The sequence below is a fragment of the Bacteroides neonati genome (genome assembly GCF_000499785.1).
GTDB lineage: Bacteria > Bacteroidota > Bacteroidia > Bacteroidales > Bacteroidaceae > Bacteroides > Bacteroides neonati.
Map to the genome: position 1 here is coordinate 199,312 of NZ_HG726026.1, position 11,970 is coordinate 211,281.

The 11,970-nt window shown below is 37.5% G+C and carries 17 protein-coding genes; 11 read left to right on the forward strand and 6 right to left on the reverse strand.

Going from position 1 to position 11,970, the window contains the following annotated elements; all coding sequences use genetic code 11:
* Window positions 1-17: 17 nt before the first annotated feature.
* On the reverse strand, window positions 18-1,190 hold the full coding sequence (locus TY03_RS18295; RefSeq protein WP_042372597.1) for an HNH endonuclease family protein: 1,173 nt from the start codon (window positions 1,188-1,190) through the stop codon (window positions 18-20).
* Between the two features lie 194 nt (window positions 1,191-1,384).
* Between TY03_RS18295 and TY03_RS22575 the strand changes: the two genes are divergently transcribed.
* Window positions 1,385-1,561: a hypothetical protein gene (locus TY03_RS22575; protein WP_230202003.1), complete on the forward strand. Its 177-nt coding sequence runs from the start codon at window positions 1,385-1,387 to the stop codon at window positions 1,559-1,561.
* On the opposite strand, the gene TY03_RS18300 is transcribed toward TY03_RS22575, so the two are convergent.
* From TY03_RS18300 to TY03_RS18320, 5 genes are all read right to left on the reverse strand, one after another.
* Complete coding sequence (locus TY03_RS18300) at window positions 1,556-2,740, reverse strand: adenine-specific methyltransferase EcoRI family protein (RefSeq protein WP_042372599.1); 1,185 nt, start codon at window positions 2,738-2,740, stop codon at window positions 1,556-1,558. The genes TY03_RS22575 and TY03_RS18300 overlap by 6 nt on opposite strands.
* A 166-nt stretch (window positions 2,741-2,906) precedes the next feature.
* Complete coding sequence (locus TY03_RS18305; RefSeq protein WP_042372600.1) at window positions 2,907-3,557, reverse strand: hypothetical protein; 651 nt, start codon at window positions 3,555-3,557, stop codon at window positions 2,907-2,909.
* A 210-nt stretch (window positions 3,558-3,767) separates the two neighbouring features.
* On the reverse strand, window positions 3,768-4,268 hold the full coding sequence (locus TY03_RS18310) for a hypothetical protein (RefSeq protein WP_148335714.1): 501 nt from the start codon (window positions 4,266-4,268) through the stop codon (window positions 3,768-3,770).
* A gap of 96 nt (window positions 4,269-4,364) precedes the next feature.
* A complete protein-coding gene (locus TY03_RS18315; protein ID WP_042372603.1) occupies window positions 4,365-5,012 on the reverse strand; it encodes a hypothetical protein in 648 nt (215 codons plus the stop codon).
* A gap of 25 nt (window positions 5,013-5,037) precedes the next feature.
* A complete protein-coding gene (locus tag TY03_RS18320) occupies window positions 5,038-5,724 on the reverse strand; it encodes an XRE family transcriptional regulator (RefSeq protein ID WP_052332555.1) in 687 nt (228 codons plus the stop codon).
* A 239-nt stretch (window positions 5,725-5,963) separates the two neighbouring features.
* On the opposite strand from TY03_RS18320, the gene TY03_RS18325 reads away from it, so the two are divergent.
* The 10 genes from TY03_RS18325 to TY03_RS18375 all read left to right on the forward strand — a co-directional run.
* Entirely contained in the window at window positions 5,964-6,188 is a 225-nt protein-coding gene (locus tag TY03_RS18325) for a hypothetical protein (protein WP_042372606.1), read from the forward strand.
* A 75-nt stretch (window positions 6,189-6,263) separates the two neighbouring features.
* Window positions 6,264-7,067: a phage antirepressor KilAC domain-containing protein gene (locus tag TY03_RS18330; protein ID WP_042372607.1), complete on the forward strand. Its 804-nt coding sequence runs from the start codon at window positions 6,264-6,266 to the stop codon at window positions 7,065-7,067.
* A gap of 253 nt (window positions 7,068-7,320) precedes the next feature.
* Window positions 7,321-7,530, forward strand: a complete 210-nt coding sequence (locus TY03_RS18340) for a MerR family transcriptional regulator (protein WP_042372611.1) — start codon at window positions 7,321-7,323, stop codon at window positions 7,528-7,530.
* A 2-nt stretch (window positions 7,531-7,532) separates the two neighbouring features.
* Entirely contained in the window at window positions 7,533-7,715 is a 183-nt protein-coding gene (locus tag TY03_RS18345) for a hypothetical protein (protein ID WP_042372612.1), read from the forward strand.
* Between the two features lie 60 nt (window positions 7,716-7,775).
* Window positions 7,776-7,901 (forward strand): hypothetical protein, encoded by a 126-nt coding sequence (locus TY03_RS23070; protein ID WP_262482536.1) that lies wholly within the window; start codon window positions 7,776-7,778, stop codon window positions 7,899-7,901.
* A gap of 147 nt (window positions 7,902-8,048) precedes the next feature.
* Entirely contained in the window at window positions 8,049-8,840 is a 792-nt protein-coding gene (locus TY03_RS18355; RefSeq protein WP_042372617.1) for an SPFH domain-containing protein, read from the forward strand.
* Window positions 8,841-8,902: 62 nt separating this feature from the next.
* Window positions 8,903-9,583 (forward strand): hypothetical protein, encoded by a 681-nt coding sequence (locus TY03_RS18360; protein ID WP_042372618.1) that lies wholly within the window; start codon window positions 8,903-8,905, stop codon window positions 9,581-9,583.
* Window positions 9,584-9,644: 61 nt separating this feature from the next.
* Window positions 9,645-10,550 carry a hypothetical protein gene (locus TY03_RS18365; protein WP_042372619.1) on the forward strand — a complete coding sequence of 302 codons (906 nt, stop codon included), beginning with the start codon at window positions 9,645-9,647 and terminating at the stop codon, window positions 10,548-10,550.
* Window positions 10,551-10,847: 297 nt separating this feature from the next.
* The gene (locus TY03_RS22580) at window positions 10,848-10,985 is read left to right on the forward strand and encodes a hypothetical protein (RefSeq protein ID WP_154663608.1); all 138 of its coding nucleotides are present in this window, start codon (window positions 10,848-10,850) and stop codon (window positions 10,983-10,985) included.
* A 67-nt stretch (window positions 10,986-11,052) separates the two neighbouring features.
* Window positions 11,053-11,970, forward strand: a 918-nt coding sequence (locus tag TY03_RS18375; protein ID WP_195892827.1) for a hypothetical protein, incomplete at its 3' end; no start/stop codon positions are given.

The following is an 11,970-nucleotide window of genomic DNA, read 5'->3' on the forward strand; positions in this document are numbered from 1 at the left end:
TTATTGGTTACTTATTCTTATCGGTTTCCTTTTGAGCGGTTATGCGTTTTGCAAAGCATTTCGCAATTATCAATACTAGTAGCCCCGCCTTTACTCCATGCCGTCACATGGTCAGCATCCATTTCATTGAGATGATAAATGCGTGTTCTGTTGGCATTGCCACCGATGGCACAAAGCGGACAGTTGGAAACTTCTTTTTTCTTAGCAGCTTCAGTTTGTCGGTTGTAAGCCGCTTTTTTTGTCGATTCTTCGAATATGCGGATGTCGAGCAGTTTCTTGTCAATTTCCCCACCCAACACATATTCATAAATGTTTCGGGGAATTTTTACACTATCATCAGCATGCAATGCTCCTACGCGTGCTGTTAGATGGTCAACGCTGTAGGGAGTATTATGATAAGTCTCATAAAGCCGTCCCCATTCCAACCCACACATATCGCGCTCCACCATGGCAAACATAGTCGACACCCAACTAATCGCTGAACGAAAATAGATTTCCAATTCATTGATTGAATTGTCATGACGGTGTTGACTCATGTAGGCATCAATTGTCATGTTCTTGTTGTAGCAAATCCATTTGAGTGCTTCGGCAAGATAGTCCTGCCGTTTTATGTCCCCCTTAATATAATGCCCCCACTTTTGCATCTCTGCATTCTGCGAATTGCTGAATACTCGTTTAGCTGCATTAACGAATTCGCCCGAAAAGATAGCGTTCAGTAATTCTTGTTCGTTGAGTGGTATCCCCACAATATTAATGGTTCTGAACCATTCCTTAATTTCTTTTTCCTCTCCCTCACATTCATAGATAAGTAGTCGTGATTGCAGTATGCATTGTCTCATTTCTTCAGGTAACCCCGAGAAATACTGTATGTTGTCGTTCTCATCTTTAATGGCAAATTTCCCTGTAACAAAACGCCCGAAAGATGTTATACGTTGTTGTCCATCAAGGACTTCAAATCGTCCGTCATTGGTTCGGTTGAAATATATCAGACCTATAGGATAACCTTTCAATAATGATTCGATTACGGCAACATCGCGTTTTCCATCATTATAGATGTAGTGACGTTGGTATTCTGGCTGAATGGTAAGTTGTCCGTTCAAGCCAAACAAACCTTTACCTTCCAGTTCATTGTATGCAAATCCTTTACAGATATCTGCAACAGTCCATTCTGTGTGTAATATAGTTTTCATATTATATATTGTTTTTAAGTTGAAATCTTAGGGCAGACACAAGGTGACTCTGGAAAGGAACTTGGTTTGCATCCATACCCTCGTGAATTGAAAAAGCTAAATCCCAGTTTACGAGATGGTCAGCTTTATTATTTAGAGAATGGAATACCTCAGAAACCATATGCACGTGTTTTAATTAGAAAAATTAGCAAACTATGAAGTACTTTGAAATCTTAGGGATAACCGACAGGCAAAACAGCTCTTGTTTGCGAACGAAGAAATATACTGCTGCTGATAGTCTGAAATATAATGATTTAAATGCCAGAAGTGTTATCAAAATAGATGATAAATATATTCCAATGTATGCTCGTTTACTTATTAGAAAATCATAATCTGATATGTTTGACAAGAACTCTTGCATAAACTTGGGTATAATATTGTCCATTAACAATATAATACGTCTCTTTCAGCGGTATCTCGGAATGAAGCAAAACAGCACCATCATTCAGTTTAGTTACTTTGGACTTTTTCCCATAACGGTCAATCTGTATTTGTTCAGGATAGACTTTGGATGACCCGCCAAACCAAGTTTTTGTTATCCCTAAGATTTCAAATTGCTCCGGGCAGTATTTGTCCAAAAATGTAATAGGGACACCCATAACTCCATCATAATCAGATGGTATTGCATCTGTAAAGGGAACCTCGATGGCATCATAGTTATCGTAATGATCGTAATTATTTTTGCCTTTTAATTCTTTATGCTTAGAAAATCTAAGGTTGTCTTCCATTGTCATTAGTGGTAGTGCTTCATGACGGCGACCATGGTCGATATTGGTAAACCAGCGTACCCCTTTTACTCGAATATACTTTTTCCCTTTTTCGTCAATCCTCCACCCAGCAGCGGTGATAGGATACTCGTTGGGAACTTGAAACTCTCTATCTCCACTATGAATAGAATATCCCATCCACATTTTATTCTCTTTTATCAATGGAAATGTTTCTTTATATGTTACTGCATTCATATTTCCTATGATAATGTACTTTTTATCAGCACGAACTATCCACGCTAAAAACTCACGGAACAAGGAGAATGGAGGATTCGTGATGACTATATCCGCTTCATCCCTTAGTTTAGTAACCTCTTTACTACGAAAATCACCATCGCCGTCAAGATATTCCCATTTCAAATCATCGATATTTACTTTTCTGTCTCCTGTTAAATCCCTATCTAAAACAAATATTTTACCCTTCGTTTCTGCCTTTGCTGGGTCAAACTGAGGAGCTTCCATTTCAAACAGAGACGGTTCTGCGATTAATTTCATCTTCTTGGCATCAGGTGCATAGCTCGTTGAAATCAATTTCTTCAATTTAAGTTCATCAAACTTAGCTGCAAAGAAACGTGTAAAATTACTCCATTCCGGGTCATCACAAGGCAATAGTACGGTTTTACCTCGAAATACGCTGGGATCATATTCGAGGTATGCATTCATTTCAATCTCTATGTCATGAAATTGCGTATAGAACTCATCGTTCTTAGCGGCCTTGGCTTCTTTTAAATTAGTATTTGCCATAATTATAGGTATAGGCGTTTAAGTCGCACTAATTAATTGGTAATATCTATCTTTGTTTTATGGGTAGAAAAAATAGATTGGTTAAATTTATATATTTATATTTTCAAAATCTCATTTTATAGTGTGATACACCTTTTTACGTGCATCACTCGTGTTTGAAGCGCACTCATTGTAAATTTACTATTTTTTTGATCTGATTCTCCATATAAAAATAAACTATTCCAAAAACGCTACCTCTCAAAAGCTTATTTTTTAATATAAGATATATTACTTGCTTCATCAGATGAAAGATAAAAGCAGGTAATATCTGTGCTGAAATATATAGTACATGAATTCCTGCTGATCCCAATAGCGCGATCATAAATGAATGCAGAAATATTTGGTAGTCTATAGGGCTTAACTTTAGAAGATTGTTTAAGAGCATTCCCTTTTGATGAAGTATTAGTAAATATATTAGTGGGGTTAGCCAAAATCCCCAAGAGAAAATCAACCATGATAGCCTCTTTATTTTTTTGCTAGCATTGTAATAAGCATCAATAGAATCATTGAGTTGGAGCATGCATATTCCTATCAGAAATAAATATGATGCAAGGATTGAGGCTCCAATATATATAAATAAAATGGAGAGTATAATACTATACAACCCCGCTTTATCAATAGTTTTTTGGTTTTGTCTAAGGTTACTTTTTGTAAACCGTACTATTTGATTTATCAGTATATCCGTAAATTTACTTGCCTTTTTTTTATATTTGTCTGGAATTGATCGCGTCAATAAACTCCAAATGTAATCTTTAATTGCCTGTAACAAATCCTTCATTCTATTACTTAGTTATTAAATAACATCTCTACAAATCCACCCTTTAACAAGCTATCGTTTGTGGATATCATATATGCCAAACTAGCCAAGCTTTATGGTTTTTGTTTTGTTGTTCATAATATTTATTTCTACATTTACAACAAAACAATTACTGCCTATGCTTCAATATCTCTATAATAGCCCCGCCTTCAATTCCATCTTGGCAGCCTCTTACTGCATTGATACGGAAATTTTGCAATTATAATATCTCAGTGTGCCTGAATAAGAAATAGGAATTATATACCCAATTTCTTGACCTCCCTGCTTTTTAACAAATCTTTTAATATACAGAGGCATAGATAATTCGATGTAGTCTACCGGTGCTATTTCTTTTTTTATGCTACTTCCGGGCGCTATTGGTGATTGCTCCTTGGGTTTGTCTTTATTTATCATTTGGGTATCCCCAAAAATGATAGAATGCGATTCCCCCTCCATGACCATAATAAATTTATCCCAGTCAACGGCAATAATATTCGGGGTTTTATTTTCAAATTTTAAATTACAGAAGTAGTTCATTGAATTGAAGTAAAAAGATATTTTTATAGAATCGTTTTCAAAAATGAGATCATTATTGGCAGGCTGGATCATTCTTAGATAACATCCGCTATTTTTGATCTGCGAAAAGCACAAAACAGGCAGCATCAATACTGCTAAAAACAAAATCTTTTTCATGTCTATTACTATTTATTTAATGATGTATTCTATATTGTATCCCTACAAATCCACCCCTTGACGAGATGTAGTTTGTGTACGTTGTCCACAATTATTCTATTTTTCCAACTTACTTAACCGTTCTTCCCATTTATGAACCTCTTCATATCTTGGATGTTTTTTAATCATGTCTGATAGAAAATCGATTTCTTTCTCTTTTTGCTTTGTTTTACGGTATAGAATAGCTAATCTATCAATATCATAGGCATAATTAAGAATATTCATCTTTTTACTCGAAATTCCAGATTGAACGCATTCTTCGTAAATCTCTATCGCGGCCATCAGCTCACCTGATTTCTCTAAAGCTACTGCTTCACTACGGCTACCCATTGAGTTAGAAAACTCATCAGACCATACTTTATTTTCTTTAATCAGACGTTTGGTATCTTTATTTATATCGCTGAAAACAGCATCAACGCTTTTCTGTTTATTCCATTGTTCTACTAGTCCTTTACCAACGCGGAATTCCGTTTGCCCTCCCTTTATAGCTTTTCGGTATTGTGAAGCCAATTCTTTGTCCATATACGATAAACTCTTTTTAACATCAGAGTCTGTCAGGAGCACCGTTTGGTCGTTTACTGCATCAGCAGTCTTGTTAGGTACACTCCCGAAAACCCCGCAAAATCCTAATATTCCTATTATTACGATAACTGGTACTCCTATAATTAATATCCATTTTATAAGTTCGAATATTCCTAAAATCATATTATTATTTTTTTTAAACGTTCTATTACATTTCCGATATATTCAAAGAACCAACAACCAAACTCATAGAGTAAATATCCTCTTTAGGTATTGAGAAGTCAGCGTAATTAGGATTATACGATACACAACGTAGCTTATTGCCATCTTCGTACACCTTCTTTATTATGATCCCTTGTGTGGTGTCTAATACATGAGGCTTCCCCCATTGAACAAAACGAGCTTGGTCTATTTTGCGACAAGCTATCTCGTCCCCAGATTCGTATCTTGGTGACATACTATCCCCTTTAATAAACATCGTAAAGTCATACGAAGGGAACTGATGTATAATAGGCAATTGCTCACAATCAGCTAAAGTTACTCCATTCTCCATGTTTGAGAGAGAACCAGCAGCGGCAGTCAGTGGAATACGTGGGCGGGTTTCTTCTTTGACTTCTAGTATTTCGGTGGCAGCCCTTCCTATAATACCTTCTTTACTAAGAATTACTCCACTTTTGAACATATTTCCTTCTCCGGTAATAAGCCAGTTTAAATCCACACCAAGCGATATTACTATTTTATTGATAACACCTGGCCCAATACTTCTTTTCCCAGATAAAATTTCAGATAAGTTATTCTGCCGCATATTTATTTTTTCGGAAAATTGCGTTTGGTTAAGTCCTGTTATGGTCATTATCTTCTTTATCCTCAATAACATATCGCTATCCTTTTTCATAATACAGTATTTGGAATTAGTCTAAATATCCCTTTTTGGGATAAAATAATTTTAATTATATCATCTTATCTCAAAAAGAGATATATCTTTGCATTCGTAATCAGTAACGAACTAATTAAACGGATATAAAAATGGCTATCTCGGAAGTGTCCGTGATTCTATAAATGCTTATTTAGTCATCTGCAAATATAGATACTTTCGTTTTTATCTCCAAGTATTTACAAATAAATAAGTAACGTATGAGAGTAACAGTTGAACAGATGAAGGCTATCCGCCCGGGTATGAAAGCAACCTTTAAGGCTGACCATCCCAAAGAATTGCAGAATGTGAGCCAAGTGGCAAGCTACACAAGTCTTACCTACCCTGAATTAGGGGTGAGATTTAAAAGGTCTATCAACCGCGCTAAAATGGAGATAACTGTCGAGGCGATTCCGGTAGAAAAACCAAAGCGAGAAAAAAAATGAAATCCCCAAAGGCGTACTTTGGACGGTCGCCATCAGGGATAAGCATTTAATGATAATTCAAAACAGTACAAAAGTATGGAAACAATTTCAATTAACGAAAGAAAAGAAGTAGAAATTCTACGAAAGACTACCCTATTGGGTAAAGAGTTGACCGTTTACGGAGATGCAGATAATCCGTTGTTCTTGGCAAAGGATGTAGCGAATTGGATTGAGCATAGTAATGCCAGCAAAATGGTTTCTGATGCTGATTTATCTGAAACCGATTTCGTTAAAGATACGTTGAGCACACTAACTAATAGTTATAGTGCCCTATTCTTGACTGAAGATGGATTATACGAAGTCCTCATGCAATCACGTAAACCCATTGCCAAGCAATTCAAGACGGGCGTAAAGGCAATTCTTAAAGAGATCCGCACCAAAGGTGCTTATATGGTTACCACTCCACAAGATACCCCCGAAACTATTATGGCCAAAGCCATCCTTTATGCAGACAAGAAGATAAAAGAGCAGGCCAATGCCATAGAAACCCTCGAAGAGCGAACCAAGCTTCAACAAAAGGAACTTTATATTGCTGCTCCAAAGGTAGCTTACTATGATGCTGCGATGGAGAGTAAAGATACCTATTCTACAACAGCCATAGCCAAAGACCTTGGCATGTGCGCAACAAAGCTTAATACTCGCCTGAATGAACTCTGTATTCAATACCAGCAATCGGGTACATGGTATCTGTATGCTAAGTATCAGAATAAAGGACTTACCCGTATCGTACCTTACTACTTCACCCGTAGTGATGGAAGCCAAGGTAACAACCCTAGAGCCAGATGGACGGAGAAAGGGCGTGAGTTCATTTTGAATTTAAGAAAGGAGGGTAAGGTATGAGTGAGAGAGTATTATCAACGCATAGACAGAAAATAGCTGCAAACTTCATAAACAGTCTGCGTGATCCCGAGTTATTGGAATCAGCGATCAATAGCCTTAATGATGCAGTAAGAGGTTTAACGTACCGGGCTTGTGAAGAATCGGGCAACCTCGAAGAGCAGGGTGATCTAATAACCGCGGTGTGCAATTTAATTGAAATATCCGACGCTTTGGTGTATCTCTCAACTCATAACCTAGTTAATCCCACAGAGCCATGGCAAGAACAAAGAAAATAGGAAAGGTTGAGCCTGTTCAGAAAACCGTTCTCAATAAACAGGAGGCAATGGCTTATCTAGGAGTTAGCGAAGATTACCTCACCAAGCTACGAGAAAACAACGAAGTAGTCTTTCATCAAGATGGGCGTATGATATGGTATGATCTGAGAAGCATTGATCGATTTTTATTAAGAAATAAAGTTAACTAGCTATGAAATGGACAGAGTTTATAATTTGCCTTGTGCTTGATGCACTTTTACTCTCTTACCTTATTGCCTCTTTGGCTGGATGCACTCCACCTGCTACCGTATTGGCAAAGGTTATCTACGGAATTATGTGTATCCTCGCGATAGCCGGCACCCGGACAACCTATAAAGAAGCAAAGGAGGGATAAATGGGAGTTACAATGGAAACAGGAGATGTCCTAATTATAGGCGGGAAAACATTCGTTTCAATGGAACATTACAATAAACTTAAAAAAGAGCTGAAACGAGAAACTAAGATTCTGGAAATTATGATCGAAGAGCGTGAGTACCTGAAGTCGGTAATTGAGAATAAAAACAAAATGAGAATTATATGAAAAAATATCTGCTTAACATAATTTCCGTGATAGCGCTATTTGCTGCCGGAGTAAGAGTATTTAACCACATACACGCATGGCTTGGTATCATTATCTGCCTGTGTGCTATTTATCCAATTTATAAACTTATTAAATTATTATTGAAAGATGAAACAAAAAATTAAGTTTCTGATGATGGCTTTAGTGGCCATGGTAGTATTCGCTTCATGCGAAAGAGTAGCTCCCAATTATGCCGGTGTGTTCATGGAGAATTACGGTAAAGAAGGAAAGAAGGACTTTTCTATTAAGACAGGTAAGGTTGCTGTTTGGGAGTGGGGCACAGAGTTGTTCCAAGTTCCATTGTTCGATCAGCGTGGTAAGTTCGAAAAACCCGTTACACTGAAGGCCGCCGACAACACCGAATTCAATGCCCAACCTTCTTACTCCTACAAAGTAATCAAAGAACGGGCCATTGATGTGGTATTCGACAACAAGCATATCGGGAGCGGTGATGATTTCATGTCCTCACTCGAAGATAATATTCTCGAACCACGGATTTACGATCTTATCAAGGAAGAAAGCCGTAAGCATAAAACTGACAGCTTAATGGCCGATGGTGGTTCTCTTATCTTTGAAAGACGCTTAGAACAGATCATCGACAAAGAGTTTCAGAATAGAGGCCTACAGTTGCTTACTTTCTCCGCTCAACTCGAATTCAGCAAGAAAGTACGTGAAAAGATTGACAGTAGAAATGAAGTCAATACAAATATCTCCGTACTCGATCAGCAGATAGAAGAGCAAAAGAAGCAAAACGAGCTAGAGCAGCTAAAGACTGAGCAAGCTCTTATCACTTCCAGAGGGTTAACAAAAGAAATTCTATATAAACGCTTTATAGATAAGTGGGATGGTCAAGCACCATTGTATGGAGTTGTTCCCGAATTCCTCAAGATAACTAAGTAGTTTATATCCGCGTGGCGGGTATTCTCTTGCCACGCGGATTATTTCAATAAAAAATTAAGTTTATGAAAACAGACAATAAAAAATTGCAGAGAAGTATAGAAACAGTGATTAACGACCCGGCGTTGATGGATTCAATAAAAAGTAAAATTCCGAACGGTAGTTATTATGCCAATTCGGTTATTGAAGCCGCTGTTGATTTATCTAAATCGCTAGAATCCTTTTACCACGACCCCTTTCTTGGAAACTATGGTTTATATCCGTTTCTGAATGTTATTGAGTATCATTTAGAGGAGGGTGGAGTTATAAGCAGCCCTGTTATTGTTGCATCAGACTTTGATGTTGATTTGTTCGTCGGGCTTATCCGTGATTTGGATATACCCAAAAATGTGAAAAATGAAATAGAGGCGCATTTGTCTAAAATCAACACTCCCGATGATAACCCTCTTGATTTTATCTCCATAGAGATGTATAAGTACATAGAGATAGTTAAGTATTTAACCAACAAACTTAACCAATTAAAAAGCATAAATAATGATTGGTCGATTGTAAGAGACTCTATGTCTCGGCTAGAATATGGAGGCAGCCTAACTATTCAGACAAGCGGTCTCCTATCCAAAGAGGAGTTGACACGCAGAATCAAGAGGTGGAATAGAAGACAGGGCAAATCACTACGTAAGTTTATAAGGATAGTGGATTGTTATTTTATTCCGATTATAGTTATTGAGTGTTGTAAACGTAAGTAAAACAAAGACCACTACCGTAATTTGTTTTGGCGACGGTTCCGGTAGTGTTCTTCTTAAGAGCATGGAGGCAAAGATAATGCAAATAAAGATAGGAATTACTATAAATCGACAGAAACGTGATGCTGTAAGGCTTAGAATGAAAGAGCATGGAATAGTTCCTTCCGTGGTTACTATTTACGGCATATTGCGGCTATTAGACGTATTAGACGGCAATCGGGTATCTCGTATAGATCGTAATTTTGTCAATATGGCTATACGTGAATATAAACCATATGAAGATGAGATTGATATATGTAATACAACTATATCATTCCCTGATTATGTTGCCACCCGAACTGAGCTGGTAAATAGACTTTCTGTACATGGATACCGCTTAGTTCCAATAATCAAGGCGTTTTACAACGTATTATTGAAGTGTCATATAAATTCGATTCCGGTGCGTGATCAAACCAATGGCTTTTTATTGGCGACTATTTCACCGAGAAGAATTTTAAGCTTAAAAAATAAGCCATTAAGTAATTGTATAACCATGTCATCGGAAGCTCTCGAAGCACTCGAAATTATAGCTAATCAAAATGAAACATCGGTATATCGGATGATGATGCGCGCTGTTGACACGCTTATAAAAATAGAGTTTGACAGAGATGCTTTTATTGAGAATTCAGATATTATACGCGAGAATATCTTGATGTATAACAAAAAAATTATCGGTATGGCTGGAACTGCTTATCTCCATCTGAATGCAAGAGGGTTGAAAAAAGGAATACAGGTATTGGTTTTATTAGAGAAATATGGGATTCCCGGATTGACGGAGTTTTTTCACCGGATTGCCAGATTCATTCTTTTATCTCACTCCGGACAAATACAGCTAACGCGAATTCACGTAAACGACACATCCGATTACAATGAAACACGCATGATTCGAAATGCGTACAGAAAGGAGGTACAGTATGCGACCTCTCGTTAGTGATAGAATGGCTTTTTTGAAACAGCTTGAAGATGCTAAGAAACCCAAATTGAATAGGAATAATAAAAAGTATATCAACAGCTGGATTCAACGTAACTACAGTGAGTTAGTTGAGGCTATCTGCTGGAACTTCAATATTGTTAGAAATGGTGGCCAATGTGCTTTTGATTATCTAAATAATTGCATCATCAATATATACAATGACACTTCACTCTCATTTAAAAATCAAAGCGAATGTGATGTGTATATGGAAAAGGAATTGCATTTCCAACGGTTTATTATCAAAGTAAATATAGCATGAATATACTAAAGAATTTAGAAATAGGAGATGTACCGTTTACACACGGTAATACCGCATTAAGTGCCGTACAATCAAAACACGGTTGCAATAAATGCTTCTTCGACAAAGGAAAGGGTGCCAAGAGTGCCCTATGAGCCATAGTTGTATGGGGCATTTGCGTCCCGATGGAACACCGGTGATTTTCATCGCAAAATAGGATGTATGGAAAGAAGTGACGGATTTATAATGTTGAGCCGTAAATTATTCAGTAGCGACATGTGGGAGACACCTCGGACTTATAGTAGTTGCGAAGCGTGGATAGACTTAATACAGTCAGCACGATTTGAAGCAACACCGCTTACAGCGAGTATCGGTGGTCGTGAGATAACATACGGACGCGGACAATATCCTGCTTCTATTCGTTTTCTGGCAACTAGGTGGAAGTGGACGGAAAAGCAGGTTCGTTTATTTCTAGACAGACTAAAGAAACAAGGGCGTATTACGACCGAATGCAAACAGGGGATGAATGTGGTAACTCTCTGTAAATATGAAGAGTATAACTCATGTAGTAGTACCGTTGGCACAGCAAAAGACACAGCAAAGGGCACAGATACCGAATTGATATTTAAAGAGTTAGAGAACATAAAGGCACAACTAACGGCACAGCAAAGGGCACAGGATGGGCACAGCGAGGGCACAAAGAAGAATAAAGCTAAAACAGAGAAAAAGAAAGATATAATATTATCTAGCGATAATATTTCTGATAACTCTAACGAGTTACCAGTCATAGTACCTCCGCCGGCCTGTTCGATTCCTTTTGGAAAAATCGTTGATATGTGGAATTCTACCTGTACGGGATATCGTCGGGTAATGAAGTTAAGCGATGTTCGCAAAAATAAAGTTCGTATTCGTATAGACGAAATGGGAGGTATTGATAAAGCCATTCCGATACTTCAGTGTCTATTTGAGAAGATGCAGGAAAGTAATTTCCTTCGAGGTGAAAGTTCCAGGGGATTTAAAGCCGATTTTGATTGGGTGTTTACTAATGGCGCAAACTGGATCAAGATATTCGAAGGTAAGTATGATAACAAAAAAGAATTAAATAACAATGGGACAAGTCACAGCGATGTCGGCGCTAGT